The sequence below is a fragment of the Propionibacterium acidifaciens DSM 21887 genome, from assembly GCF_000426605.1.
GTDB classification, from domain to species: Bacteria; Actinomycetota; Actinomycetes; order Propionibacteriales; family Propionibacteriaceae; genus Propionibacterium; species Propionibacterium acidifaciens.
The window spans coordinates 1-25,959 of the sequence record NZ_AUFR01000020.1 but is presented as its reverse complement, the minus strand read 5'-3'; the positions used below and the strand labels follow the sequence as shown (position 1 = coordinate 25,959).

At 71.8% G+C, this 25,959-nt stretch carries 27 protein-coding genes and 1 pseudogene; 10 read left to right on the top strand and 18 right to left on the bottom strand.

Annotation, left to right across the window (positions count from 1 at the left end; translation table 11 throughout):
• Window positions 1-105 precede the first annotated feature (105 nt).
• Entirely contained in the window at window positions 106-789 is a 684-nt protein-coding gene (locus tag K336_RS17030) for a TetR/AcrR family transcriptional regulator (protein ID WP_162142585.1), read from the bottom strand.
• Window positions 790-968: 179 nt separating this feature from the next.
• Here K336_RS17030 and K336_RS0108070 point away from each other — a divergent pair, with 179 nt between their 5' ends.
• Entirely contained in the window at window positions 969-1,718 is a 750-nt protein-coding gene (locus K336_RS0108070; protein WP_021798289.1) for a phosphoglyceromutase, read from the top strand.
• A 294-nt stretch (window positions 1,719-2,012) separates the two neighbouring features.
• Here K336_RS0108070 and K336_RS0108065 read toward each other — a convergent pair whose 3' ends face one another.
• The 11 genes from K336_RS0108065 to K336_RS0108015 form a co-directional block, all read right to left on the bottom strand.
• The gene (locus K336_RS0108065; RefSeq protein ID WP_021796196.1) at window positions 2,013-2,972 is read right to left on the bottom strand and encodes a sugar-binding transcriptional regulator; all 960 of its coding nucleotides are present in this window, start codon (window positions 2,970-2,972) and stop codon (window positions 2,013-2,015) included.
• 199 nt (window positions 2,973-3,171) lie between these two features.
• Entirely contained in the window at window positions 3,172-4,476 is a 1,305-nt protein-coding gene (locus K336_RS0108060; protein ID WP_028706748.1) for an NAD(P)H-dependent oxidoreductase, read from the bottom strand.
• 19 nt (window positions 4,477-4,495) lie between these two features.
• Complete coding sequence (locus tag K336_RS15380; RefSeq protein WP_021796200.1) at window positions 4,496-5,005, bottom strand: glucitol operon activator protein GutM; 510 nt, start codon at window positions 5,003-5,005, stop codon at window positions 4,496-4,498.
• 5 nt (window positions 5,006-5,010) lie between these two features.
• Window positions 5,011-5,379, bottom strand: coding sequence for a PTS glucitol/sorbitol transporter subunit IIA (locus tag K336_RS0108050; RefSeq protein WP_021796197.1), 369 nt, complete (start codon window positions 5,377-5,379; stop codon window positions 5,011-5,013).
• Window positions 5,380-5,436: 57 nt separating this feature from the next.
• Window positions 5,437-6,456 carry a PTS glucitol/sorbitol transporter subunit IIB gene (gene srlE, locus K336_RS0108045; RefSeq protein WP_021796198.1) on the bottom strand — a complete coding sequence of 340 codons (1,020 nt, stop codon included), beginning with the start codon at window positions 6,454-6,456 and terminating at the stop codon, window positions 5,437-5,439.
• A complete protein-coding gene (gene srlA, locus K336_RS0108040) occupies window positions 6,453-7,058 on the bottom strand; it encodes a PTS glucitol/sorbitol transporter subunit IIC (RefSeq protein WP_043150595.1) in 606 nt (201 codons plus the stop codon). The genes srlE and srlA overlap by 4 nt, the downstream gene beginning before the upstream one ends.
• Before the next feature lie 78 nt (window positions 7,059-7,136).
• Window positions 7,137-8,849 carry a phosphoenolpyruvate--protein phosphotransferase gene (gene ptsP, locus K336_RS0108035; protein WP_028706746.1) on the bottom strand — a complete coding sequence of 571 codons (1,713 nt, stop codon included), beginning with the start codon at window positions 8,847-8,849 and terminating at the stop codon, window positions 7,137-7,139.
• Window positions 8,849-9,109: an HPr family phosphocarrier protein gene (locus K336_RS0108030; RefSeq protein ID WP_021797153.1), complete on the bottom strand. Its 261-nt coding sequence runs from the start codon at window positions 9,107-9,109 to the stop codon at window positions 8,849-8,851. Before K336_RS0108030 ends, ptsP begins: the two co-directional genes overlap by 1 nt.
• A 225-nt stretch (window positions 9,110-9,334) precedes the next feature.
• Window positions 9,335-9,865, bottom strand: a complete 531-nt coding sequence (locus K336_RS0108025; RefSeq protein WP_021797149.1) for a YjbQ family protein — start codon at window positions 9,863-9,865, stop codon at window positions 9,335-9,337.
• Between the two features lie 27 nt (window positions 9,866-9,892).
• Window positions 9,893-10,741, bottom strand: coding sequence for a class II fructose-bisphosphate aldolase (locus K336_RS0108020; RefSeq protein ID WP_021797156.1), 849 nt, complete (start codon window positions 10,739-10,741; stop codon window positions 9,893-9,895).
• A gap of 46 nt (window positions 10,742-10,787) precedes the next feature.
• Window positions 10,788-11,492, bottom strand: a complete 705-nt coding sequence (locus K336_RS0108015) for a triose-phosphate isomerase (RefSeq protein WP_021797155.1) — start codon at window positions 11,490-11,492, stop codon at window positions 10,788-10,790.
• A gap of 186 nt (window positions 11,493-11,678) precedes the next feature.
• Between K336_RS0108015 and K336_RS15375 the strand changes: the two genes are divergently transcribed.
• The 3 genes from K336_RS15375 (at window position 11,679) to K336_RS19340 (ending at window position 14,269) form a co-directional block, all read left to right on the top strand.
• The gene (locus K336_RS15375) at window positions 11,679-12,512 is read left to right on the top strand and encodes an IspD/TarI family cytidylyltransferase (protein WP_226906049.1); all 834 of its coding nucleotides are present in this window, start codon (window positions 11,679-11,681) and stop codon (window positions 12,510-12,512) included.
• A gap of 487 nt (window positions 12,513-12,999) precedes the next feature.
• The gene (locus K336_RS19345) at window positions 13,000-13,434 is read left to right on the top strand and encodes a hypothetical protein (protein WP_211223470.1); all 435 of its coding nucleotides are present in this window, start codon (window positions 13,000-13,002) and stop codon (window positions 13,432-13,434) included.
• The gene (locus K336_RS19340; protein WP_211223469.1) at window positions 13,424-14,269 is read left to right on the top strand and encodes a hypothetical protein; all 846 of its coding nucleotides are present in this window, start codon (window positions 13,424-13,426) and stop codon (window positions 14,267-14,269) included. The genes K336_RS19345 and K336_RS19340 overlap by 11 nt, the downstream gene beginning before the upstream one ends.
• Window positions 14,270-14,373: 104 nt before the next feature.
• Here the strand turns inward: K336_RS19340 and phoU are convergent, their stop codons facing one another.
• Window positions 14,374-15,039: a phosphate signaling complex protein PhoU gene (gene phoU, locus K336_RS0108000; RefSeq protein WP_021797152.1), complete on the bottom strand. Its 666-nt coding sequence runs from the start codon at window positions 15,037-15,039 to the stop codon at window positions 14,374-14,376.
• Between the two features lie 127 nt (window positions 15,040-15,166).
• Between phoU and K336_RS15365 the strand changes: the two genes are divergently transcribed.
• The 4 genes from K336_RS15365 to ispF all read left to right on the top strand — a co-directional run bounded on the left by K336_RS15365 (window position 15,167) and on the right by ispF (window position 18,502).
• On the top strand, window positions 15,167-16,378 hold the full coding sequence (locus tag K336_RS15365; protein WP_021797160.1) for a sensor histidine kinase: 1,212 nt from the start codon (window positions 15,167-15,169) through the stop codon (window positions 16,376-16,378).
• Window positions 16,375-17,070 carry a response regulator transcription factor gene (locus K336_RS0107990; RefSeq protein ID WP_028706745.1) on the top strand — a complete coding sequence of 232 codons (696 nt, stop codon included), beginning with the start codon at window positions 16,375-16,377 and terminating at the stop codon, window positions 17,068-17,070. The genes K336_RS15365 and K336_RS0107990 overlap by 4 nt, the downstream gene beginning before the upstream one ends.
• Window positions 17,071-17,436: 366 nt before the next feature.
• Window positions 17,437-17,922 (top strand): CarD family transcriptional regulator, encoded by a 486-nt coding sequence (locus K336_RS0107985; protein WP_021797151.1) that lies wholly within the window; start codon window positions 17,437-17,439, stop codon window positions 17,920-17,922.
• 82 nt (window positions 17,923-18,004) lie between these two features.
• Window positions 18,005-18,502, top strand: a complete 498-nt coding sequence (ispF, locus tag K336_RS0107980; protein WP_021797157.1) for a 2-C-methyl-D-erythritol 2,4-cyclodiphosphate synthase — start codon at window positions 18,005-18,007, stop codon at window positions 18,500-18,502.
• Window positions 18,503-18,670: 168 nt separating this feature from the next.
• Here the strand turns inward: ispF and K336_RS0107975 are convergent, their stop codons facing one another.
• The gene (locus K336_RS0107975; RefSeq protein WP_155945036.1) at window positions 18,671-19,801 is read right to left on the bottom strand and encodes a neutral zinc metallopeptidase; all 1,131 of its coding nucleotides are present in this window, start codon (window positions 19,799-19,801) and stop codon (window positions 18,671-18,673) included.
• A 212-nt stretch (window positions 19,802-20,013) separates the two neighbouring features.
• Here K336_RS0107975 and K336_RS0107970 point away from each other — a divergent pair, with 212 nt between their 5' ends.
• Complete coding sequence (locus K336_RS0107970) at window positions 20,014-21,786, top strand: DUF2207 family protein (RefSeq protein WP_028706743.1); 1,773 nt, start codon at window positions 20,014-20,016, stop codon at window positions 21,784-21,786.
• A gap of 59 nt (window positions 21,787-21,845) precedes the next feature.
• Here K336_RS0107970 and K336_RS15360 read toward each other — a convergent pair whose 3' ends face one another.
• Together K336_RS15360 and K336_RS20185 are read right to left on the bottom strand one after the other, a co-directional pair.
• Window positions 21,846-22,967: a VanZ family protein gene (locus tag K336_RS15360; protein ID WP_051245533.1), complete on the bottom strand. Its 1,122-nt coding sequence runs from the start codon at window positions 22,965-22,967 to the stop codon at window positions 21,846-21,848.
• A 190-nt stretch (window positions 22,968-23,157) separates the two neighbouring features.
• Entirely contained in the window at window positions 23,158-23,499 is a 342-nt protein-coding gene (locus K336_RS20185; protein ID WP_211223468.1) for a GNAT family N-acetyltransferase, read from the bottom strand.
• A gap of 381 nt (window positions 23,500-23,880) precedes the next feature.
• On the opposite strand from K336_RS20185, the gene K336_RS0107955 reads away from it, so the two are divergent.
• Window positions 23,881-24,225, top strand: coding sequence for a hypothetical protein (locus K336_RS0107955; RefSeq protein WP_028706741.1), 345 nt, complete (start codon window positions 23,881-23,883; stop codon window positions 24,223-24,225).
• Here the strand turns inward: K336_RS0107955 and K336_RS0107950 are convergent.
• On the bottom strand, window positions 24,215-25,534 hold the full coding sequence (locus K336_RS0107950; RefSeq protein ID WP_028706740.1) for an anaerobic C4-dicarboxylate transporter family protein: 1,320 nt from the start codon (window positions 25,532-25,534) through the stop codon (window positions 24,215-24,217). The genes K336_RS0107955 and K336_RS0107950 overlap by 11 nt on opposite strands.
• A gap of 209 nt (window positions 25,535-25,743) precedes the next feature.
• Window positions 25,744-25,959, bottom strand: a pseudogene (locus K336_RS18995) (glycine hydroxymethyltransferase); the annotation flags it as partial.

The window sequence follows — 25,959 nt, the reverse complement described above, 5'->3', positions numbered from 1 at the left end:
GCCCTCATCGTGGCACGCCCCGCGCGGTCCGGTCCGCACCGACCGCCCGCTCGTCCCGGTGATCCGGGTCGGTCGTCCGGGCGGGCGCCCGGTCCTGCGCCGGACTCACGCCGGTCGCCCGCCCGCCCCGATGATCGGGGGCAGCGGGCGGGCGCCGGCGGGCAGCGTCATCGGATCGGTCAGCCAGGGGCCCACGACCTGTTTGACGAGTGCGAACGACTGCTCGTTGATGTTGGCGGCGCCCGCCCCCGGGAAGGGCGGGGCCAGGGCGTGCATGATCATGCTGCCCTCGAGCGCCTCGGCGAGCAGCTCCGGCGAGGCCTCGGGGCGCAGCCTGCTCGTGACGTGGGCGTCGCCCAGCAGGATGCGCAGGCCGTTGCGGAACCGCGAGAGCGTCCCCTTCCAGATCTCGCCGACCTCGTCGGGGCCGCAGTGGTGCTCGACCTGGAGGCGGATGATCGCCGTGCCGGTCGGCGTCGTGTACGTGTAGAGGCGGCGCTGGACCATCGTGAGCAGCTGCTCCTGGAAGGGCAGCCCGGCGACGCGGCTGTCGTCCAGCTCGAAGAGCAGGGCCGTGCGCTCGAAGGCCGCCGTGAGCAGCTCGACGCGGTCGGGCCAACGGCGGTAGATGGACGACTTGCCCACGCGGGCCAGCATCGTCACGCGGCCCATCGTGAAGCCGGACCAGCCGTGCTGGCCGTAGATCTCGAGGGCGGCGGTGAGCGCGCGCGGCTCGACGAGCGGGTCGCGGGGGCGTCCCGGGGAGTCGTGGCCGGTGGAGCGTGTCACCGGCGACATCTCGCCCTGCGTCATGACTCTCCCCGCTGCCTGTCGCGTGCCGATGGCGCCGCGCCGGGGGCGCCGCGCCATGATTCATCCCAAGGGTAGTACGGGCCGAGGGTCCGTCCCGGGTCGTGGACGCCCCGATTCGGGGTCTCGGACGAGGGCCCGGCCGCTAGACTCGGGCCATGACCTCGAAGCTGATCCTGCTCCGCCACGGCGAGAGCGAATGGAACTCGAAGAATCTGTTCACCGGCTGGGTCGATGTCGATCTCAACGAGAAGGGCGTGGGCGAGGCCACTCGCGGCGGCGAGCTGCTCGCCGAGCAGGGCCTGCTGCCCGACGTCGTCCACACCTCGCTGCTGCGTCGCGCGATCCACACCGCCTGTCTCTCGCTCGACCGGTGCGATCGCCACTGGATCCCCGTGCGTCGCAGCTGGCGCCTCAACGAGCGCCACTACGGCGCCCTCCAGGGTCTCAACAAGGCCGAGATCCGCGAGAAGTACGGCGAGGACCAGTTCATGGCGTGGCGCCGCAGCTATGACGTGCCGCCGCCCCCGATCGACCCCGACGGGCAGTGGAGCCAGTTCCACGACGCCCGCTACGCCGACGTGCCCGAGGCCGAGCGTCCGCTCAGCGAGTGCCTCAAGGACGTCGTCGCCCGCATGCTCCCCTACTGGGAGTCCGACATCGTCCCCGACCTGAGGGCCGGGCGCACGGTCCTCGTCGCCGCCCACGGCAACTCGCTGCGCGCCCTCGTGAAGCACCTCGACGAGATCGACGACCAGACCATCTCGGGCCTCAACATCCCCACCGGCATCCCGCTCCTCTACGAGCTCGACGACGCCCTGCGGCCCGTCGTCGAGGGCGGACGCTACCTCGACCCCGAGGCGGCCGAGGCCGGTCAGAAGGCCGTCGCCAACCAGGGCAGGAAGTAGCGCCGAGGTCGCGGCGCTCCGGCGGGGCCGGCGGTGCGGGCGCCGACCGGCCCCGCCCCCTGCTCGTCCGGCCCGCGCCCGTGCGACGCGCATCCCCTCCGGGGCGCGGGGCCCGTCCCGAGCGCTCGGGGAGGGACGCGGGGAATCGCTCGAAGTCGCCGAGCACGCGCACCGTGCCGCGCGCGTTGTCCCGAGCGCCCCGGGGAGGGATGCCCGGGAATGCGCGCATCACCTGGCGCGGGGCGTCGGCGCGGTCGGGACGCCTGCCGTCCGGGCGCATCGCCGGGCCCGGGGTCAGTGGTTCGCCGCGAGCAGCGCCTGCGCGAGCACGTCGTCCACGACGAGGATGTCGAGCGCCCCGGTGCGCAACGCGCCGAGGGTGCCGGTGGTCTTCGCCCTGCCGGTGGCCAGGCCGATGACCGTCCGGATGCGCCTCAGGTCGTCCAGGTCGATGCCGATGACGCGCTCCGAGGCGGGCGGGCCGAGGGGGACGCCCTCGATCGTGAAGTAGCGGCCGAGCATGTCGCCGACCGGGTGGGCCGCCTCGACGGCCGACTTCTCCTCGAAGCTGAGCCGCATGGCGCTCATGACGGCCCGCGAGGTCTGCACCTCGTAGTTCCCGATGCCGACGAAGCCGAGGTCGCAGGAGCGGGCCTCGGCCAGCGAGGCCTGCACCGAGGACTCGCTCATCATGGCCTGCTGGGTGAGCGCCGACTCCACGATCGCCGGCGCGTCGAAGCGCCCGGCCACGGCGCCGCACTTGTCGGCGAGGATCTGCAGGTGCGAGTTGCCCGAGGGGGCGCTGTCGAGCGTCGGCATGCCGCCCACGAGCGGAACGATCCGGGTGTCGGGGCGAAGCCGGGTGTCGGGCAGCAGGTCGATGAACCGGGCGACGGTGAGGCCCCAGCTGAAGCCGATCCGCGAGGCCCCCGAGGCCAGCCGGGGGAAGGCCTCGCCGGCCAGCCGGGCGACCGAGGCGCCGGGGTCGGCGCTGGTCGAGGTGTCGGCGACGAGGGCCTCGCGCAGCCCGAAGGTGCGCACGAGGCGCCGCTCCAGCTCGCCGTCGCGCACCGTGCGGTCGTCCCCGACGATGTGGATCTGCACGAGGCCGCTGGAGCGCGCCTCGTGGAGGATGCGGGAGACGCTCGAGCGCGAGAGGCCGAGCCGCTCGCCGACCTGGCCCTGGTCGAGCCCGTCGACGTAGTAGAGCCGCGCGGCGTCGATGAGCAGCTGCTGGTCTCTCTTGGCAGGCATGGGCTCTTCCTCATCCCCGTGGGCTCGGGCGCCGGTGGGGAGGTCCGGCATGGACGATGGGGCCGGGACCGTGCGGGTCCCGGCCCCATCATTGTAGGGAGAGGATCGTCCCCGGCGAGGACCGTTGGACACGACCGGCCGCCCCGACGAGGGCCTTCTCCCGTCGGCGGGGCGGCCGGTTCGGCGAGGGGGGCGTCGGTCAGCCGAGGACGCCCCGGGCGACCATGGCGTCCTGGAGGAAGCGCATGGCGACGAGCGGGCGGGCGCGGTCGAGCTCGATGTCGTCGTAGGAGATCATCTCGTCGACCTTCTTGCCGACCTTCAGCTTCGAGTGCTGCAGCAGGCCGATCGGCACGAGATTCAGCTCACGGGCCTTGTCGGCGGGCATGGCGTAGCCGTAGAAGTGGTGCCCGCCCATGCCCTCGAAGGTGAGGCCGGCCGCCAGATCGGTCTTGGCCCGGCCGACGACCTCGGTCGTGACGTGCGTGGACTGGAAGTCCGGACGCCCGGTCGTGACGGCCTCGTAGATCGACAGATGCGCCTCGATCGAGGCGATGTGCCATGGACGGTGGAGGAGGTAGTAGGGACCGTGGCCGAGCCTGAGGTAGTCGAGCTCGGCGGTGACGACGTCCGAGGTGGACTTCACGATGCAGAAGACGCCCGGGGCGACATCGCCGGTGACGTACTCGACGCACGGGCCCTTGTCGAACTCGAGGATGCCGCCGTCGGCCCTGGGGACGAGCTTCGTGGCGAGTTCGGCCAGCGGGATCTCCCGCCCGTGCATGCCGTCCACCTCGATCGGGATGCCCGTCGCGTTCGACAGGGCGGTCATCTCGAGCTGGGTCTTCGTGCCGTCCGTGAACTCCGTGAGCATGCGCGGGTTCATCCCCTTGCGGCGGGCGTCCTCGATGTTGTCCTCGGGCATGCCGTGCGGGATGTTGACGTTGTTCTTGCCCTTGCCGACGCACACGACCTCGAGGCCCAGATCCTGGGCGTACTCGACGAGCTTGAGGCACTCGACCGGCTCGTCGCCGCGCATGACGGTGTACACCGAGCCGCCGGCGTTGGCCATCGACGACAGGAGGGGGCCGACGGTGATGTCGGCCTCGACCGTCATGAGGGCGACGTCCGTGGAATGCGTGATGCACGTGTAGGCGATCTGGGCGGCGATCCCGGGCACCCCGGAGACCTCGACGACGATGTCGACGGGCAGCCCGGGCATCCGCAGGCCGTCGGAGACGACGGCGGCCCGGCCGTCCCGGATGGCCTGCTCGGCCGCCGCCAGGTCGGTGTCGGCCACGACGACGTCCTCGCGGCCGGCGTTGCGCAGGGCCGAGACGGCCTTGTCGATGACGATGTCGGCGACGGCGACGACGGCCAGGCCCGGCGCGCGCTCGATCGAGGCGATGAGGCCGGAGCCCATCTGGCCTGCGCCGACGACGCCCACCCGGACCGGACGGCCCAGTTCCTGCTGGCGTTCGAGAAGAGCCTTGGTGTAACCCATGTCGGTTTCCTTTCGGGATTCATGCGTCCCGGGCCCTGTCCGGGTTCGGGACGGTGGTGCGGGGGACGCGCCTGCGGAGCGGCCGTGGCCCGGCTGCGAGAACGGGCGCGTTGCTCGTGGTGGATGTGGTGGTGGACGCGGGCCCGACCGCCGGGGCGGAGGCGCCGACCTGGGCCAGCGCCATCTCGACGGCCGCCCTCAGCTGCCTGCCCCGGACCCGGTCGACGGCCCCGTCCAGGTCCCCGACGAGGCCGGGCGCGTCGTGGAAGCGGGCGAAGACGCTCCGACCGGCCAGGGCGCGCGCCCGGATGATGCGCCGGGCGGCGACGTCGATGATCGCGATGACGATCGCCCCGCCGCCGATGGAGCGGCCGCGGCCGGAGACGAGCACGAGGTGCTCGCCCCGGACGGCTCGCAGGGCGCGGTTGAGCTCGGCGTTGTAGGAGCGCATCTGGACCCAGGTGAGCAGCAGCCCGAGCATCATGGCCGCCACGAGGATCGCGGGGAACCGCCAGTCGAGGGCGTTCATGGCGGTCAGGCCTCGAGGAACTCGACGGTGCCGCCGACGGCCGGGGGGACGAGCTGCGGGCCGGTCGCCAGGACGGCGCCCGGCAGGAGCTCCTGCTCGGGCTGGTTCACGTAGATGACCACGTGGCCGAGCTCGGTGAGGTTCGCGCAGGCGCGTTCGCCGATGGCGTCGACGGTGTACTCCCGGCCGGCGATCCGGAGGACATCGCCCGCGGTGATGTCGCGGGTCGGGGCCGTCGTCGTGCGGTGCACGATGCTGACCTCGGCCAGCGCCTCGGGGACGGGCTCGCCGAACAGGATGACGACGCCGCCGTCGATCATGTCGCTCGCGTCGGGCCCGATCGCGGTGATGTCAGCGCTCCACAGGGTGGACATTGTCTCTCCTCCTGGGTAGGGGTGGGGCGGCCGGGCCGCCCCACCCGGGGGTGTCGGTCAGATGAGCAGGAACGAGGCGAGGTAGGCGATGATGACCGCCACCGGCGAGGTCACGAGGCGGGTGAACAGCACGGCGGAGACGCCGACGGAGATCGTCTCGGGCTGGGCCTCGCCGAGGGACAGGCCCACCGGGACGAAGTCGCAGCCGACCTGGCCGTCGATGGCGAACAGGGTGGGCAGCGCGTACTGCACCGGCAGCGCGCCGGCGCCGATCTGCTGGCCCATGAGCACGCCGATGACCTGGGCGATGGCGGCGCCGGGGCCGAGCACCGGGGACAGGAACGGCAGGGCGACGATGATGCCCAGCAGGACCAGACCGATCGGGTTGCCGGCCAGCGGCGTGACGGCGTGGGCGATCAGGTCCGAGACGCCCGTGTAGTTCACGATGCCCATGAGCAGGCCGACGTAGGCCATGAAGGGCAGGACGGTCTTCAGGATGATGTCCAGCGCCTGGCGGCCCGACGACAGCAGCGTGTTGATGATGTAGCCGACCGCGTTGCCGAACTTCACGATGACCGACATGAAGCCGCCCTTGTCGGCCTGCCGCTGCGAGACGGTCCTCGGGCGCTCGGTCCCGGCCCGCGCCGCGGCCGCCTCGTCCGCCTGGGCCGCGGTCGCGGTCGCAGCGGCCCGGTCGACGGCCTCGGCGTCGGCCGGACCGATCTGGTCCAGTCCCACCGCCGAGACGAAGATGTCCTCGGTGATGTACTTGGCCAGCGGTCCGGTCGGCGAGCCGGGGTAGATGTCGATCGTGTTGATGCGCTTCTTCGGGTAGACGCCGATCCGGGCGGTGCCGCCGCAGTTGATGACGGCGGCCAGCACCTTGTCGTCCTCGACGCTGTTCGTGAAGCCGTCGACGGCCTCGGCGCCGCTCAGCTCGGCGATGCGCGCCGCGACCGGGTGGATGCCGCCGCCGGTCACCGACAGGACGATGTTCTTCTCGTCGGTGGGGGTCAGGATCATGTCGTCGCCCCAGCCGCCGTTGCCCTTGACGACCTTGACGCTCTGGTGACTCATGCCACGCCTCCCTGGATCTGGCCGGCGGCGTACGCCTCGTCGTACTTCGTGAAGGTCTCCCGGTGGCCGCCGCGGCGGATCAGGATGGCGGTCATCCACTGGGTCGCGAAGCCGCGGATGAGGATGACGACCAGGCCGACGAGGAAGTACAGGACCGCGAGCAGTGCGTACTCGTCGGGGGCGACCGCCGTGACGCCGGCCGAGACGCCGGTCCAGACGAAGACCTCGCCCGCGTTGGCGTGCGGGAACAGCGAGGTGATCGGGTGGCAGATCGACACGGCGGCGTCGTAGAAGGCCGGCTTGTAGCGCTCGGGCAGGAAGCGGCCGAAGGTGTAGGCCATCGGGTTGGTCAGCAGCAGCATGGCCAGGAAGGGCATGACCGTGTAGCGGGTCACGGCGTACCTGCCGGCCCACCGCACCGCGTGGTTGACGCGCTCCTCACCGATCCAGGTGGTGATCGCGTACATGGCGGTCAGCATGACCATGAGCAGCGGCAGGATGCCGGAGGCCAGGCTCAGGAACTGCTCGGCCGAGGCGTTGAACAGCCCGATGAAGTGTTCGGCGAACCAGGTGATCGCCTTCATCACGGGATTGTCGTCCACGATGACTCCTTGTCTGCGTGTGGTTGGTGCGGCGACGGACGGGTGCCGCCGCCGGGTGCGCTCCATCGCGCGAGGTCCTCAGTCGAGGGACATGGCCTCCCTCACCCGGGGGTCGAGCAGCTCCTGGACGGCCGAGACCGCGGCCGCCGCGTCGGGGGCGTCGATGGCCGCCCGCGCCATCGCCCGGCAGGTCGCCAGCGAGGTGTGCCGCAGGGCGAAGCGGACGGCGGGCACGGCCGGGGTCGACATCGACAGCGACGTGATCCCCAGCCCGCACAGCACGAGCGCCATGAGCGGGTCGGAGGCCGACTCGCCGCAGACCCCCACCGGGGTGCCGGAGGCGGCGCCGGCCCGGGCCGTGGCCTCGACGAGCCTGAGGACGGCGGGCTGCCAGCGGTCGATGAGGTCGGACAGCGCGCCGAGCTCGCGGTCGGCGGCCATCGTGTACTGGGCCAGGTCGTTCGTGCCGATCGACACGAAGTCGACGTGCTGCAGCACCTGGTCGGCGCACAGCGCGACGGCCGGCACCTCGACCATGACGCCGATCCTGGCCCTGGCGCCGAGCCCCGCCTCGTCGGCGCGGCGGCGGAAGTCGGCGGCCTCGCCGGCGGTGGAGATCATCGGCGCCATGACCCACGCCTCGGTGTCGGGGCAGTCGTCGATGGCGGCCGCCAGGGCCCTCAGCTGGTGCTCCATCAGGTGCGGCACGGAGCGGACGAGACGGTAGGCGCGCTGGCCCAGCGCCGGATTCGACTCGTGCGCCGGGTTGGCGTAGGCCAGCGGCTTGTCGGCGCCGGCGTCGAGGGTGCGGACGACGACCTTGCGGCCGGTGAAGGCCTTGAGGACCTCCCGGTAGATCCCGGCCTGCTCGGCGACGCCCGGCTCGGCGGCGGCGTCGAGGAAGACGAACTCGGTGCGGAACAGGCCCACGCCCTCGACCGCCTTGCCGGCCGCCGACCGGGCGTCCGCGACGCCGCCGATGTTGGCCAGCAGCTGGATCGGGTGGCCGTCGGACGTGGCGCCGGGCGCGGTGTCGGTCGCCAGCGCCCGGTGGCGCTCCATGCGGCGGACGATGGCCTCGCGGGTGGCCTCGTCGGGGGCCACGACGACCGAGCCCCGGGCGCCGTCGACGGCGACGAGCGCTCCCTCGGGGATCTGCGTGGCACCGGCCGCCCGCACGACGCAGGGCAGGCCGAGCTGGCGGGCGATGATCGCGGTGTGCGAGGTGGGGCCGCCCACCTCGGTGACGAGGGCGATCACCTTCGTCATGTCGAGGCTCGAGGTGTCGGCCGGGGTCAGCTCGTGGGCGATGACGACGGCCGGCTCGTCGATCGTTCGCAGGCCCGGCGTCGCCGGGCCGAGCAGCCTGGCCACCGTGCGGTCGCGCACCGAGTTCAGGTCGGTGACGCGCTCGGCCAGGTAGCCGCCGATCCCGGTGAGCGTCGCGGCGAACTCGGCGACGGCCTTCGTCATGGCGTTCGCCGGGCCGTTGCCCTCGGCGATGATCCGGGCGGCGCGGTCGGCCAGGGCCGGGTCGTCGGCCATCTCGGCGGTGGCCGAGAGCACGTCGCCGAGCGTCTCGCCGGGGTGCTCGGCGGCCGCGGCCCGCAGTTCGGCCGAGACCTGCTCGAGCGCCTCGGCGAGTGCGGCGCCCGCCGCGGCGATCGCCTCGGCCCCGGACGGGACGGGCTCGTCGGCCGGCGCCGCGGGCGGTGCCGCGAACCGTGCGCACGGGCCGACGGCGGCGGTCGAGCCGACCCCGATGCCGGGGTACTCCCGGGGCTCGGGCATCACTGCGCCTCCGCGAGGACGGCGACCAGCGCGTCGAGAGCCGCCTCGGCGCCCTCGCCCTCGGCGCTCAGGACGACGGTGTCGCCGCAGTGCGCGCCCAGGCCGAGCACGGACAGCATCGAGGTGGCGGGGACCGGGCCCTTGTCGCCCATGGAGATCTGGACGGGCACGCCGCACTTCTTGGCGGCCTGGACGAAGGTCGCGGCGGGGCGGGCGTGCAGGCCCTCGGTGGCGGCGACGACGGCTTCACGGGTGGACATCATTGGCCTCACTTCGGTGGATTCTCTGGACGGCGGTGTCTGCCCGGTGAGCCGGGCCGACGGCGTGGGGAGCGGTGTTCGATGGACTGGACGCCAACCGGTCGGTCGCCGGACTCGGCACCGGGTCCGGACGACTCGGCTCATGGTGACATGAGCGCCACAGTATATGCAATTAAAAGTCAAATGAATGCAATTATTTGCATTTCATGGCAGGGGTTCGTCCTTTCACTCGCCGATGACCGTGACCCGGCAGGTCCGTGTGCGGGGCCGGTCGCGGTCCCAGTCGACGAAGAAGATGTAGCCGGTGACGCCGAACCCGAGTTCGCCGTCGATGAGCGGGAAGGTCTGCGAGGAGCCGACGATCGACGCCTTGAGGTGCGCGTCGGCGTTGAGCAGGGCGCTGCGGTCGCCGCCCGGCAGGTACTCCTCGGCGCTCGGCCAGCTCTCGACCTCCTCGAAGTGCCTGGTGCCGGGGTAGGAGTAGCCGTCGGAGGGCGGGAACCGCGTCTGGTCGGGGCAGATGAGGCCCAGGACGCGGTTGAGGTCGTGCTGGAGGAAGTCCGAGCCGTCCTCGACCGTGTCGTGCGCCCACTCGTCGTAGTACACCGAGCAGGTCGTGTGGGGGCTCATCACCGCGACGATGCCGTTGCCGATGCCCGAGGCGGCGATGGCCCCGCGCACCTGGCCGGTGACGTCGAGGAAGCTCGGCGTCCCGCCGTGGGACTCCAGGGCCAGCGCTGCGTGGAAGACGGTCATGGTGCTCCTCCTCGTGGTTCCGGGGGTTCAGGCCGTGGCCCTGAGGACGTCGATGAACCTCTGGGCGTCCTCCTCGACGGCTCTGCGCGCCGCCCGGGCGAGATCGGAGAAGAGGATGACGTCGGGGTCCTCGACGAGCGGCGGGCAGGCGTCGTAGGCGGCCTTCGCCGAGTAGGTGTAGTAGTTGATCTTGCGCACGCCGTGACGGATGCACTCCTGGTACTCCTGCGGTTCCAGCCCCGACCCGCCGTGCATGACGATCGGCACCCCGGTCGCCTCCCGCAGCCGGGTGATGAGCTCGTAGTTCAGCTTCGGCTTGCGCCGGTAGACGCCGTGGACGGTGCCGAACGAGGCGGCCAGTGCGGTGACGCCGGTGGCCCGCACGAAGTCGGCGGCCGCCTGCGGGTCGGTGTACAGGGCGGCGTCGGCGACGCCCTGGTCGGGGTCGCCGTTCTCGTTGCCGGTCATGACGCCGATCTCGCCCTCGACGCCGGCGCCGCGCTCGGCGGCCAGCTCGACGACCTCGCGGGTGACGCGGACGTTCTCGTCGTAGGCGAGCTTCGAGCCGTCGATCATGGCCGAGGTGAAGCCGATGTCGAGGCCCTTGCGGATGTAGTCGATGTCGAAGCCGTGGTCGACGTGCAGGACGAACGGGGCGCTGGAGCGGCGGGCCAGCTCGACCATCGCCGGGCCCATGTCCTCGATGGCGACGATGGACTCGTGCACCTGGGCGAACTGCAGAATGACGGGGACGTCGGTGCGCTCGGCGACGTCGATGACGCCGAGCAGTCCCTCGAAGAAGGGCGTGTTGATGGCGGCGAGGCCGATGCCGTTCCGCTCGGCGTACTCGAGCGCGGCGGGAAGACCGATGATCATGAGGATTCCTTGGGTGAGGCGGGTCGCGGCCCCTGCCGGGCCGGGTTCAGGGGAGGGCGTCCCTGTGCGCGGCGAGGGCCGTGAACATCTCGGTGAGCACCCGGCGCCAGTCGGGGTGCTTGACGATGCCGCTCGTGCCCCCGGAGCCGTCGGCGCCCTGGTCGAGCACGCGGGCGATGTCGGCTGCGCCGGTCACGCCGGCGGCCTGGATGACGAGGATGCCCGGGTCGGCGTCCTTGACGATCCGCGTGGTGCGCTCGACGTAGTCGCCGGCGTCCATCCGGCCGGTGCCGATCGAGGCCGTCGGCTCGCAGATCATGACATCGGGGCCCATGGCGGCGACGGCCCGGCACTGGGCGTCGGTGTCGGCGCAGACGACCGTGGCCAGGCCGACCTGGCGGGCCCTCTCCATCGTGGCGTCGAGAACGGCCAGCGGGAGCGGGTGCTCGGCGTGGTTGAGGACGACGGCCCGGGCGCCCGCCTCGACGAGCGATTCGGGGAGGATGCGGCCCATGCCGCGGCCCGGGGTGATCGGGTCCATGTGCTGGGCGGTCACGCACAGGCGCCCGGTGCGCCCGGCGACCATGCGCAGGTCGACGTGCTGGGCGGTGAAGAGGACGTCGATGTCGAACCGGGCGGCCAGCTCGTCGGTGAGCAGGGCCAGCCGGAGGGTCTCGGAGCCGCCGAGGTGGGCCTTCGGGTTGACGATGAGGAACGGTCCGGTGACGGGCTGCGTCGTTGCTGCGCTCATGGTCCTGCCTTTCCATGTGTGCAAAAAATTGCATAAAATTGAGAAAGTATGCATATGAACGACCCGATGTTCTCACAACGCACAAAGTTTTGCAATAGCGGGATTGTGTGCAGACGCGGTTCCTCGCCGGGCCGTGATCGCCGGTGCGGCCGGTGGGCGGGCCCGTCCTGTGGCAGACTCATGGCCATGTCACAGCCGGTGGTCGCCGTCATCCTGGGTGCGGGCCTGGGGGTCCGGTACGGGGGGTCGGTGTCGAAGCCGGCGCTCAAGATCACGGGCCACGCGCTGATGAACATGTCGATCGAGGCCATGGCCGCCGGCGGCTGCACGCACGCCGTCGTCGTCGTGAACGACAAGGCGGCCAGGGAGCTGGGGCTGACGAAGGCGGCCCTGCCGATCCCCGTCGTCCAGGTGCCCGGCGGCGCGAGCCGTCAGGAGTCCGCCCGCAACGGGCTGAGATTCATCCGCGACGACCCGGAGCTGAGCGGCGCCGAGGTCGTCCTCATCCACGACGCCGTGCGGCCCATGGTGCCCGCCCATGTCGTCGAGGCCGTCATCGGGGCCGTCCGGGGCGGCGCCGAGGCCGTCGCCCCCGTCGTCGACGTCGTCGACTCGATGCGCTCCGTGGACGATCCGGGCCGCAGCGCCCCGATCGACCGCTCCACCCTGCGCGCCGTGCAGACGCCCCAGGGCTTCCCCCTCGACGTCATCCTCGCCGCGCACGAGCGCATGGCCGCGGCCGGCGAGCGGTTCACCGACGACGTCTCCTGCGCCGAGCTCGCCGGCGCCGAGGTCGTCCTCGTGCCCGGTTCGCGCATGTCGATGAAGGTCACCGAGCCCGCCGACATGACGATCGCCGAGGCCCTGTGGAAGGCGCGCGCGACGCTCGGCCGTCACAGCGGCCGCCGCGTGCTACGCCACGTCCCCGGCGGCCAGTACCTCGAGAACCAGATCGTCGAGATGGAGCGAGAAGTCATCGAGAAGGAGCGCGAGCGGAAGTTCCGGCCGCGCGAGTCCTGAGGGGCCCGGGGATGGCGGCCCCCCATGTCATGCATCGCGAGGCGTGGCCACGACACCGGCGGACGAGGCTGCGACAATGGGATGGCGCCTCCGGAGGGCTCCTCGGGGCGAGCCTCCACTCCTCGTTGCGTCCTCGCGGTGGGGCGATGCGCTCGCGGGACCCGAGACGTCGGCGGATCCGCATTCCGGATCACCCGGCAGGACACGATGCGGCGAGACCGATTCACGGGGATCCGGTTGGGGTGCCGTTCGTGGATGATCCCGATCTGCTCGCCCGCGTCCGACGTTGCTCGTGGGAGGTCATGAGGGGCATTCACGATCCTCGAGGAGGGCGTTCTGGCCGGGGGGACGTCCTCCTCGGGCCAGTTTCCTGGGAACAGGCCTCGGCGTCAAGCGCACCGCACGCGACGTGCAACGGGCCGGCCCCGGGGACCTGGAGCATCGGTCCCATGCTCCAATCCTCTGTCGTCGACACTCGATGGAGGGCATGATGAGGTTCAGCGCTGAGCAGGACATCCACGATGGGTCAGCCGAGGCTGATGAGAGTTTCGTCAGAAAGGAGATCGAACGGATCCGGGGATTCGTCGGAAACCTCTCGATGGGCGATCCGCGTCAGGGTACATGGTTCGTCAAGCTGTTGGCGTTCTCCCTCGACGGGTACGTGCAGGAGGTGGATGCTGCATGTTTCCGGGAGAAGTACCCTGATCTTCCGGCTGATGCTGTCGTCGACGCTCGTGTCCGGATGGCGGCCAATTATGCCGGCATTGAGGGCGGCCTCAGCGCCGCGGCCTACAACGGTGCGGTCGCGGCGACCATCGGGTCCGGGGGTGCGGCTTCGCCGCTGACTCTTCCGACGGGTGGGGGTCGGCTTCGTGGTGGACATGTCGTACACGACGTATCTTCAACTGCGCATGGCCCATGACATCGCTGTTCTCCACGGAGTCCCTCTCGACATCGAGGATCCTGATGACATGTGGAAACCCGTCAGGATCGCCTTCGCGATCAGAGTCGGCGAGACGGGTGGCAACGCGACTCTCAAGTTCACGCCCGCCGTGGTGCGTCCGGTCCTGAAGAAGATGTTCAGTGGACAGAGATTGGCGATGGTCAAGGGTCTGCCGATCGTCGGGAAGCACCTGCTTCAACGGAACATCATCAAGTTCGGCATTCCCATTGTGGGCGTGCCGACGGCAGTCCTTGTGAACCGCTGGACGACCAGGGTCGTGGGCGACCAGGCCAAGGAGATCCTCAGGAAGGAGGCCAGAATCCGCGAGGCGGCCTCGCGTCTGGTCTCCAGTACGGATGCACGCGAGGAGTTGGTCTGGGTGCTCTGGCTGGTCATGCGAGTGGACGGGTGCGCCAAGGATGATGAGCTCCTGCTTCTTCACCACGTCACCGAAGCCATGAAGAAGGCGGGTTGCGACGAGTCCCTGCTGAAGGAGCTCCGCGAGCCCGTCGAGCTCGATGAATCGATGGTGTGGAGGAGGATCGACTCCCTCGAGGGCGCGAAAAAGGCTCTCCACGATGCTGCCGTGGTGGCCGCTGCTGTGGACGGGAGGATCGTTTCCTCCGAGATCTCTGCGCTGAAGGAGCTCGCCGTCCGATGCGGGGTTGAATACGATTCGGAGGGCATCGAGGACTGTGAGAATCCCTGGAGACGACTGCGCGGCTGGTTCTTGCGCCTGCGATGCGACCCGTGGGGCGTGGGTCCGGGCCGGCCGCCCGTGCCGGTTCGTGGGGAGGGACCGCAGGATTCTTGAGGCCCCTGGCTCATCGGGTTCCCGTGAGCCATTTTCAGGGGCCGGGGCCCGCTCTCGTCCCCGCCGCTCCTGCTCGTCGGAGTGGGACGGGCGGCGCGCCGCCCTCAGGTGGTGGGCCAGTCCTCGCCCTCGGGCGCCTCGCCGGTGATGACGTAGATGATGCGCCCGCCCATCGCCACGGCGTGGTCGGCGATGCGCTCGTAGTAGCGGCCGAGCAGGGCCGTGTCGACGGCCGTCTCGGCGCCGAACGTCCAGTCGTCCGAGGCGATGAGGCGGAACTGCTCGTTGCGCAGCTCGTCCATCTCGTCGTCCTCGCCGGCCAGGGTCGCCGCGGCGTCGGTGTCGCGCTCCAGCAGCGTGCGGCCGGCCTTGCCGACCATCTCCTGGGCGACCTGCGACATGCGCGTGAAGTTCGGCACGAGCGGCTCGGGCACGGCGTGCTCGGGGTAGCGCATGCGCGCGATCTCGGCGACGTGGGCCGCCAGGTCGCCGGTGCGGCCGATGTCGGCGATGACCTGCATGGCGGCGACGATGGTGCGCAGCTCGCCGGCCACCGGCGTGGAGCGGGCGAGCAGGCTGAAGCAGCGGTGCTCGAGCCGGTCGTGCATGGCATCGATGCGGGCGTCCCCGCTCATCACGCGCTCGGCGATGGAGGCGTCGGCCTCGAGGAGGGCCCTGGTGGCGTCGCGCACGGCGACGCGCACCGAGTCCGACATGGTCACGAGCTCGTGGACGATCTCGTCCAGCTCGGAGTGGTAGGACTCCGCCATCATCCCTCCTCCGCGCGTCGGGCCGCCCGCTCGGTCGCGCCGTACCCCGCCAGTCTCGCATTCCCCGCGGGCGCAGCCAAGACGGCGGCCGGGCGCGGCGCCACGGCGCTCCCGTAGAATTCCACGCGTGGGTCCCGTGGTGACAGTGCTCCTCGGCTTCGTGCTGGGCGCGATGGTGGGAGCGGCGCTCGCGCTCGTCCTCGCCTGGGGCCACCGGGCCAGGGTGCGCATGGCCGAGCCGCCGCCCGTGGTCGATCCCGAGGTGCCCGAGGTCCTCGACGCCTTCCGCCAGCCCGTCGTCGTCGCCGGCCCCCACGACGAACTGCTCTACGCGAACGCCCCGGCCCGCACCATCGGGCTCGTGCGCGGCACCCGCATCGGCATCGCCGAGGTGCTCGAGGCCGTACGCGCCGCGCGGCGCACCGGCGAGGGCGCGGACCGGGAGGTGATGCTGGGCGCCGCCGACGACGCCCCCTCCCGCCAGCTCCAGGTGCGCATCCGGCCCCTGGCTCGCGAGGCCGTCCTCGTCGTCGGCGACGACCGCAGCGCCCTCATCCGGGTGGACGAGTCCAAGCGCGATCTGGTCGCCAACATCTCCCATGAGCTCAAGACCCCGGTCGGGGCCCTCCAAGTGCTCGCCGAGACCGTCCAGGAGGCGGCCGACGAGCCCGAGGCGGTGCGCCACTTCGCCGGCCGCATGCTCGTCGAGAGCACCCGCCTGGGCGAGCTCGTCCAGCAGATCATCGAGCTGGGCCGCCTGCAGTCTGACGATCCGCTCGGCGACGCGGCGCCGGTCGACATCGACGAGATCGTCCAGACCGCCGCAGGGCGCGCCAGGGAGGCCTGCCAGGCCCGCCGGATCAGCTTCTCGATCGCCGGCGACGAGGGGCTGCGCGTCATCGGGGACCGGCACCAGCTCCGCGTGGCGCTGTCGAACCTGGTGGAGAACGCCATCAGCTACTCCGACCCCGGGGCCCGCGTCGCCGTCACGGTGAGGGACGTCGACGAGGACGGCGATCGCTGGGTCGACATCGCCGTCACGGACAACGGCATCGGCATCGGCGAGGAGGACCAGGAGCGCATCTTCGAGCGCTTCTACCGGGTCGACTACGCGCGCTCGCGCGAGAACGGCGGCACCGGCCTGGGCCTGTCGATCGTCAAGCACGTCGCCGTGGCGCACGGCGGCGGCATCCGCCTGTGGAGCCGCCCCGGCCGCGGATCGACCTTCACGATGAGACTGCCCGCGCTCGTGGACCCCGTCGAGCACAATGACGGCACCGGGCACGACGACATGGTCGGGCGCGGTGACGGCGCCGGGCGGCGGGAGGAGGTCGCATGACGAGGATCCTGGTCATCGAGGACGAGCAGTCCTACCGCGAGGCGATGGCCTTCATGCTCTCCCGCGAGGGCTTCGAGGTGGGTCGGGCGGCCGACGGCCGGCTCGGGCTGGCCGACTTCGAGGCGCACGGCGCCGACCTCGTGCTGCTCGACCTCATGATGCCCGGCGTGAGCGGCACCGAGGTGTGCCGCACCCTGCGCCGCCGCGCCGACGTGCCGATCATCATGGTCACCGCCCGGGACGCCGAGATCGACAAGGTGCTCGGCCTCGAGCTGGGCGCCGACGACTACGTGACGAAACCGTTCAGCCACCGCGAGCTGGTGGCGAGGATCCACGCCGTCCTGCGCAGGCGGCACGGGGAGGGGCCCGTCCCCGAGGTCCTCGAGTCCGGCGGCGTGCGCATGGACGTGACGCGGCACGAGGTCACGGTCCGCGGCGGGGCGGTGAAACTGGCCCTCAAGGAATTCGACCTGCTCGAGGAACTCATCCGCAACGCGGGGCGCGTGCTGACCCGGGCCCAGCTCATCGACCGGGTGTGGGGCTCCGACTACGTGGGCGACACGAAGACGCTCGACGTCCACGTGAAACGGCTGCGCGGGAAGATCGAGCGGGACCCCGCCCATCCCGTGCTCCTCGTCACCGTGCGCGGCCTCGGCTACAAATTCTCGGAGGCCTCTTCGCGGCACCAGTGAGGCTTATTCACAGGAGTCGTCCGCAGGGGCGCCTCCCCTTGTCAGGTCTTCGTCCTGTCGTGCTGTGAATAAGCCTCGATGAATCAGGCCTGACCAGGGATCGCGTCTCCCGCCGGGCCTCCTGCGGAAGCCCCTCGGAGGGGATCTCCCCGATGAATTCGTCGAAGCGGGCCCGGGACGGCCCGTCGAGGAGCGCCTCCCCTCATCGGGGTCATGTGCGCCCACGCCGTGGGCGAACCTCATGGAATTCATCGGCCCTTCTCTGGCGCGGCATTCCAGGAATTGCTCCGAATGGTCCGGGGATTCATTCCCGGACCGAGAATTCCGTGGTGTGGTAGAATGATCCCCAGGAGAGGGGTTGTACACATGGATTATGCAGTCGGTGAGACCGTCGTGTACCCGAATCACGGGGCGGCTGTCGTCGAGTCCACTGAGACGCGCACGGTGAAGGGCGAGGACCGGCTCTACTTGGTCCTGCGCATCCTCGGCCAGAGCGACCTGGTCGTCCGCGTCCCCGCCGACAACCTCGACCTGGTCGGTGTCCGCGACGTCGTCGACGAGGCGGGCCTCGAGAAGGTCTTCTCGGTGCTGCGCGCCCCGCAGGTCGAGGAGCCCGCGAACTGGTCGCGCCGCTACAAGGCCAACGTCGAGAAGCTCCACTCCGGCAACGTCCTCAAGGTCGCCGAGGTCGTCCGCGACCTGTGGCGCCGCGAGAGGGATCGCGGCCTGTCCGCGGGCGAGAAGCGCATGCTCGCCAAGGCCCGCCAGATCCTCGTGAGCGAGCTCGCCCTGGCCGAGAAGGTCGAGGAGGAGCGCGCCGAGGTCATGCTCGACGAGGTTCTCGCCTCCTGAGCGAGGTCGGGAACCGGAGCCGCTGAGCACCGTGCGCCCGCCTCCGGGCGCGCCGCGACGACATCCTGTGCCAGGAGGACGCATGACCATCGACCCGTCCGGCCTCCGCACCGGCATCGGCACCGACGTGCACGCCCTGCGCGAGGGCGTCGAGATGCACTGCGCCGGGCTGCACTTCCCCGACGAGCCCGTCGGCCTGGCCGGCCACTCGGACGGCGACGTCGCCGCCCACGCCCTGTGCGATGCGCTGCTGGGCGCCGCCGGGCTGGGCGACATGGGCTCCAACTACGGAACCCGGGAACCCCGGTGGTCCGGCGCGAGTGGCGTCTCGTTCCTCGCGGAGACCGCCCGCCGCCTGGCGTCGGCGGGCTGGCGCCCGGTGAACGCCGGCGTGCAGGTCATCGGACAGCACCCCCGCATGACGGCCCGCCGCGCCGAGGCCGAGTGGGTGCTCTCGGAGGCCCTCGGCGCCCCGGTGTCGGTCTCGGCGACGACGACCGACCGCCTCGGCGCGCTCGGTCGCGGCGAGGGCGTCGCCGCCGTCGCGACCGCGCTCATCGTCCGTGCGCAGCGGGAGTGAGCGGTCCGGCCCGTCCGGCGCGGCGATCCGGCCCGGCCGGCCCTGATGGCCCGGCGGGAGCGGGCCCGTCGCCCCTCGTTCGCCCGCGATGCTCGGGGCCCTTCCGCGCAGTCCGCCGCGTCGGTGCTCCCGTGCTCCACCGCCCGCGCGAACGACCCCGGCCCGGGCTCACCTCACTCGCGAGTCGGCCGCGGTGAACGCGTTGCAGGTGGCGAGCGAGCGGTCGTCCAGGCCGTCCTGGAACCACTCCCGACGGTTCGTGCCGTGCCCGTGGCTGCCCCTGTAGGAGCTGTCGCCGGTGAGGACGTCGTCTCCGAAGGCGTAGAACATCTGCGAGAGGCCGTCGGTGTCGGAGGGCGTGAGGGCGAGCGACTCGGAGACCGAGCCGATGAACTCGCCGGCGAAGCAGTCGGCCTGCACCTCGGTGCGCCGGCTGAACTCGTCGGCCTGGGACGAGCCCACTCTCGACTCCCACGCCTTCTCCGAGTAGAGGATGCCGGTGCGGGCCTGGACGGCGTGGCCGAACTCGTGGGCCATCACGGCGTCGGCGGTGTACGGCACGCCGCTCAGCTCGTCGGGCACGACCTCGGCCAGGTCGGTGGCGTAGTAGACCTGCTGGTCGACCATGCAGTAGGCGGCGTTGCCCATCGGCATGTCGCCGCACGGGGTCGAGATCTCGCTGTCGTAGACGGTGACGGTCGGGCGGACGGCCTCGTAGCCGGCGTCCCGGAGGGTGGGGCCCCACACCCGCATGAGGCAGGCGGTGAGCTCGTTGAGGTGGTCCTCGAGCTGCGCATCGGTCGCGGTGGACATGTCGAGCGCATCCAGGTCGCAGCGCACCGGCTCGGCGACCGAGGCGCCGTAGACGGGGTTGTCCTCCATCCACTGCGTGGCCTCCGAATAGGTCTCGGGCTGGGGGATCTCGGACGGGCTCGTGTCGGCGGGGGGCACCTCGTAGTCCTCGTTGGCGTAGCTGCCGTTGTGCGAGCCGCTGGAGCCGTCGGAGCTCGAGCCGTTGCCGCCGTAGCTCAGGAGGACGTAGGCGAGCACCATGATGGTGAAGGTGCCGAACAGCGCGGCGAGGAACTTCAACGGGCTCGGCCGACGACGCCTCGGCGGGACGGGCGCGCCGCCGTACTGCGGGAACGGTCCGCCCTGCTGCGCCGCGTAGCCGAAGGGCCCCGCCTGCTGGCCGAACCGGCCGTCCTGGCCGGGCCACTGGCCGTAGCCCGCGCGTCCGGACGGTGCGGGCCAGGACTGGCCCGGCCACTGCTGGTTCGGCTGACCCCATTGACTCACAGGCCACAGACTAACGGACGCCCGCCGGCCGGGCGCCGGGCCTCGGCCCCCGGGGCCTCCCGCCGTGCTCCTCCCGGCGCCGGCCCCGCCGTGGGATAGTTTTTCCACGGGGCTCCCCGCCGTCCCGGGCGGCGCCCCCGGCCCGTCCCGCACCCGCGCGCCGGGTCGTCCACGCAGCGCCGAACGGATCGGCGGAGCAGAAAGGTGCCCCCATGGCTCACAACCGCAACGCCCGCGTCGCGCGCTCCGTGCGGCGCGGTGCGGCGGCCGCGCTCGCCGCGGTCCTCGCCGGGCTCGGCCCGCTCGTGCCCGGCACGGCGCGGGCCGACGACCGGGCCTCCTCGCTCGACGTCTCCGCCGTCGTCTCCGGCGACGGCTCGCTGCGGGTCACCGAGGAGTTCGTCTTCGACGACGGCGCGCTGCCCGATCAGCTCACCCAGCGCCTGGCCACCACCCGCGACGGCCTCAACGACACCGTCTACTCCTACGAGATCACCGACGTCACCGTCGACGCGGGCGGCTCCCGGGTGGGCGTCTCCGGCGCCGACGACGGCGACTACCGGGTGATCACGGTCGACGCCTCGCAGGCGAGCGGCGACCGCATCACCGTCGCCTACACGGTGCGGGGAGCCTCCCTGGCCGGCGCCGAGGTCAAGGGCGCCGACACCCTCACCACCGTCCAGTGGCGCATGGTCCAGGGCCTGTCCATCGGCGTCGGCGAGGTCAACGGCAGGTTCACCGTCGACTCCGACACGCCCGCCGCGCTCGCCGACGTCGACTGCGAGGCCGGCGCCCCCGCCGCGCTCACCAGCTGCGCCAGCGTCCGGGGCGGCACGGCCGAGAACCCGTGGCCGGTCTTCACCCACGGCGCCCTCGGTGCCGGCCAGGTCCTCGAGCTCACCGTCAAGGTGCCGGCCTCGGCCGTCTCGCCCGACCAGGTCCTCGCGCAGCGCTGGAGCCTCGACCGCGCCTTCACCGTGCGCCCGCTCCAGCTCGTCGTCGGCCTGGGCGCCCTCGTGCTGGGCGCCGCCCTCCTGTGGGGCCTGCACCGCCGGCTCGGCCGCGACCAGGTGAACGCCACCAATGCGACCTCCGTCGTCGCCCGCTGGAAGCCGGTCGCCGCCGGCCAGGTGCGCTTCTCGCTCGAGGAGGACGTGCGACCCGGCGAGATCGGCACGGTCGTCGACGAGCACGTCGACCCGGTCGACCTCACCGCCAGCGTCCTCGACCTGGCCATCCGCGGCCACCTGCGCATCACCCAGCTGCCCGACGAGGGCCCCAACAGGCCCACCGACTGGCTGCTCGAGCGCACCAGCCCCTCCGGCGAGTCGTCGGGCCCCGACGAGCTGCGGCCCTACGAGCGGAAACTGCTCGACGTCCTCGTCACCGAGGACGCCGCCGCCATCCGCGTCTCCGAGCTCGCCCCCGCGATGGGCTCGGTCGTCCACGCCATCCAGGACGACCTCTACGACGACGTCGTCGCGAAGGGCTGGTTCTCCGGCCGGCCCGACGCGGCCCGGAGCCGCTGGGGCATCGCCGGCTGGGTCATGCTCGTCCTGTCCCTCGCCGCCACTGTCCTGCTCGCGGCCCTCACCACCTTCGGCCTGCTGGGCCTGTCGCTGACCATCGTGAGCCTCGGCCTCATCTACACCGCCCAGAGGATGCCGCGCCGCACGCTGGCCGGCGTCCGGGTGGTCCGGGGGCTGGAGCTGCTGGCCATGGAGCTCACCACCGAGCCCACCGACTCGTTCGCCAAGCAGGACGCCTACGACCAGATCTCCTCGGTGCTGCCGTACGCGGTCGTCCTGGGCGGCTTCGGCCGCTGGCTCGACGCGCTCGCCGCGGCCGATGACGACCCCGGCGTGCCCGACCCGGAGGACCTGTCCTGGTACCGCGCGCCCGAGGACTGGAACCTGTCCGACCTGCCCGATTCGCTGCGCAACTTCGTCACGACGATGCAGGGGCGCCTCTACTCGCGGGGCTGAGCGATCCCGGCCGTCGAGCCGGGCGTCACCGGCCAGGGGCGCCTCTCCCCGCGGGGCCGTCACCGTCCGCCCGCGCCGGCGGGCTCGGCGGCCGGCTCGGCGGCGGGGCCCTGCTCGGTCGTGCCGACCCGGGCGTCGACGAAACGGCAGCCGGTGAGCAGGCCGCTCATGCCGCGGACGTCGACGAGGGCGGCGACGACCGCGGCCGTCGCCCACAGGCACGCCAGCGCGGGCAGCGGCACCGTCAGCAGGCACTGGAGGCCGCCGACCGCCATGGCGCGGGCGACCAGCCGCGGACGGGCCGCGGGCGCAGGACGGAGGTAGACGGTGCGCTGGCCGAGCGAGGCGCCGCTGCCGACCAGCGCGGGGACGACGATGACGCCGAGCTCGGCCGCCATCGCCCCGACGAGACCCCAGGGCACGACCTGCTCCGGGTGGACGAGGCGGGTGTTCATCGGCAGGCCGTGCACGCCCGTCCAGGCGACGGCCCCGCAGGCCATGCCGAGCAGGGCCGCCCACGTCCAGTAGAGGCCGTCCAGCGCCATGCCCAGCAGACGGCGCCCGCGCGTGACGGGGCGGGCCTCGCCGCGGTGCGCCGCGAGGTGGTCGGCGCTTGCGACCAGGCGCGGGGTCAGGGCCGCGATGCCGATGCCCACGCCGGTGCCGACCGTGTTGGTGATGAGATCGTTGATGTCGGCCACCCGGTACTGGCAGGGCGCGAGGCCCCAGTTGCCGGTGTACTGGGTGAGCTCGATGGCCAGCGAGACGCCGAAGCCGGTCGCGAGGCTGCGCAGGGCGCCCCATTCCAGGAAGTCGCCGCAGAGGAGGCCCAGGGGCGCGAACAGCGCCACGTTGAGGACCATCTGGCGCACGTCCCAGCTGGCCAGGGCCGTCTGGAGCGGCTGGCCCGCCAAGTGCCGGGCCATGTCGGAGAAGTAGGCCGTCGGGTCGAGCAGGAACTCGTGCGGGCGGTGCGCGCAGTACTCGGCCGACATGTCGGGCAGCGGGAAGAGGGTGTAGGCGATGAGCGCCGTGAGGTAGACGACGGCGCCGACGGACCAGGCCGCCCGGCCGGCCGAGAAGCGACCGAAGCGGCGGTACTGGTGGATGACCAGGGGCGCCGACAGCGCGAGGGACAGGGCGCCGCCGATGACCACGGACAGGATCGCTTGGTTCACCATGACTCGATTCCATCGTCCCGCCTCGTCATCGGGCATCCCTCGCGGGGCGGAGACGACGGTGGACGAGTCTGCCACGCGATCCCGGGCGGGTCCACGGGCACCCCGCCGCCCGCCGCTCACCGGCCGATCCATCCCCATGGGGCCGTGGAGGCCTGTCCGCAGGGGGCTCAGCGGCGCAAGCAACCCCTGGTCATGGCCTGTCCATCGGTGTCGCGGACTGGCCTCGCAGCGCACGGAAGTCGTGGAGCGCTCCGGTTCCACCCGACCTGCGGGAACCGGCCGTCCATCGCATGCTCGTGGCCGGCGTCCCCGGTCGGTGCGGCCGGCGGGCCGGTCCCAGGACCATGACTCCGGCGTCCTCCCGGCCGTCGACCGGGACGAAGCCCTCGGAGGAGTAGGGGCGTTCGGCCCGATTGCCCTGCTCCACCGACAGTGAGAGCGAGGCGGGGCCTCGCTCGCGCGCCTCGCCGATCATCTGCCGTGTCAGCCGCCGCCCGATCCCCCGGCCCCGGAAGGGCGCGTCGACCCACACGCTGACCTCGGGGGGGGGGGGGGTCGCGTCGTCGACGAAGCCGTACCCCGGCCGCCGGGCAGGAGGACCGCCCGGACGACCCCCACGGGCGCATCATCGACCGTCGCGACGACTCCGAAGTCGCCCCGGGCCGGGTCGACGGTCGTGTAGTGGGCGAAGCCGGCGTTGGCGTGGAGGTCGGGGACGGTGAACCGCTCCCCGCACCAGTTGAGGTCGTCCAGAGCCGCTCGTTCGAGCAGCGCTGTCTCGTCGTCTGCGAGGGGGGCGGAATCCGGGCGTCATGGCATGCGGCCTTTCGGCGAGGATCGGACGGACGGTCTGACAACGTGCGGCGCGTCGTCGGAGGGGCGTGGGGGAGGTCGTCTCCGCAGCGGCTCCGGGATGCTCGAGCAGGGTGTGGGCATCGGCGTCGCGGCCCTGGCCCCGCGCCTGGTCGCCGGCGTGGACCGCCTCGCGGCGCGCCGCGGCGAGGTCCGCCCCGTCACGCGCGGGCGCCGTCTGCTGGGCATGGCGCCGGATGGCGTCCACTGGACGTGGGCGTCCCTGCTCGGCATGGCCTGCGGGGCCGTTCGAGCCGGGCCGGGCAGTTCGCACGACCGGGCGAGGTGCCGACCCGAGCGGGGGCCGTCCCCGGTTGCGCGCGGGGTCAACGAGGTTGAACACGGCGAGGTGCAGACCCGCGCGGGGCCGTCCTCGGTCCCGTGGTCCGGGCCGGTCACAGGATGATGGGCGCCCACAGGAAGCCGAGTGCCACGATGACGGCGATCGACACGGTTCCCGGCACGACGAACGGGTGGTTCAGCACGAATTTGCCGACCCTCGTCGAGCCGGTGTCGTCCATCTCGATGGCGGCGACCGTGGTCGGGTAGTTCGGCAGCAGGTAGTAGTTGGCCACGGCCGGGTAGCAGGCCAGGATCGTCGTCGCGCCGAGCCCGATGGACACGGCCATCGGCATGAAGACCTTCGTCGTCGCGGCGTGCGAGAACAGGATCGGCGAGGCGAAGTAGAGCACCACGGCGAACAGCCATGGCACCGCGTGGAGGGCGTCGCCGGTGGCGTTGACGATCGTGTCCTGGTAGGTGTGGAAAAAGACGTTGCCCATCCAGGCGACGCCCATGATGCAGATGGCGGCGCTCATGCCGGCGCGGAAGGTGGGCTCCGTGGTGATCTGCGCCACCTGGTGGCGGGAGACGAGGCAGATCACGGCGGCGCAGGTGAGCATGATGAGCATGATGGCGGAGGTCGCGTCCATCGGCGGGTCGCTCATGATGCCCAGCTGCTTGGAGCTGATCGTCGCGTAGACGATGATGAGCAGCACCGCGGCGAGGAAGATCCACAGGCTGGAGATGGCGCCCTTGGCGGGCCGGTAGTCGGCGCCCAGCGTCGAGGCGGAGCTGTGGGAGACCAGCCCCTTGGCCTCGCGCTCCTTGTACACCGGGTCGTCCTCGAGCTCGCAGCCCTGGCGCGAGGCGACGACGGCGCCGGCGACGCAGCCGAGGAAGGTCGTGGGGATCGTGATCGCGAGGATCTGGAGGTAGCCGACGCCGATCTTCTCGACCGAGGTGAGCAGGGCCGCCGTGGTGGCCGAGATCGGTGAGGAGGCGACGGCGATCTGCGAGGCGACGACGGCGATCGACAGGGGCCGGGAGGGCCGGATCCTGTTCTCCTTGGAGACCTCGATGATGACCGGCAGCACCGAGTAGGCGGTGTGTCCCGTGCCGCACAGCAGCGACAGGAGGAAGGTCGACAGGGGCGCCAGGTAGGTGATGTACTTCGGATGCCTGCGCAGCATCACCTCGGTGAGGTGGACGAGATGGTCCATCGCCCCGGCGGCCTGGAGGGCTGCGATGGTGCAGATGACGGGCATGATGATGCCGATCACCGTCCACGGCACGTCCTTGTCGACGTCGGTGGACAGCCCGGTGGCGATGAGGACGAGGGTGCCCGCGCCGCCCGCCAGGCCGACGCCGACGCCGCCCAGCCGCGATCCCGCGAACAGGAAGACGAGCAGGATGACGAGATGAATCCAGATCATGGGGATCTCCGTGAGGTGTGCGCCGGGCGCCTCTTCGCGCCTGTCAGAACGACTTTATCCCTCAGCGGGGCGCGGCGCGGGGCCGGTCCGCACTGTGTGCGCCCCGCGCATCCTCGCCCCGGGCCCGGCGGCACGCGGGTCCGTCACCCGCCCCTGCCGCCCGTCACCCGCCCCGGCGGGCCGATCGCCTCGGTGCGACGGGGCCGGGCTCACAGCTCCAGGCCCGGGTACAGCGGGTTGGCGCCGAGCAGCTCATCGGCCTCGGCGTGGACGCGCGCGGCCAGGCCGTCGGCCATGTCGTACTTGGCCTTGCCGGGCGCGCCCGCGCTCGTGGTCGCCGGCCTGGTGCCCGTCAGGGCCTCGCAGATGAGCCCGGCGACCTTGTCCATGTCGTCGGGGGAGAAGCCGCGGCTCGTCAGCGCGGG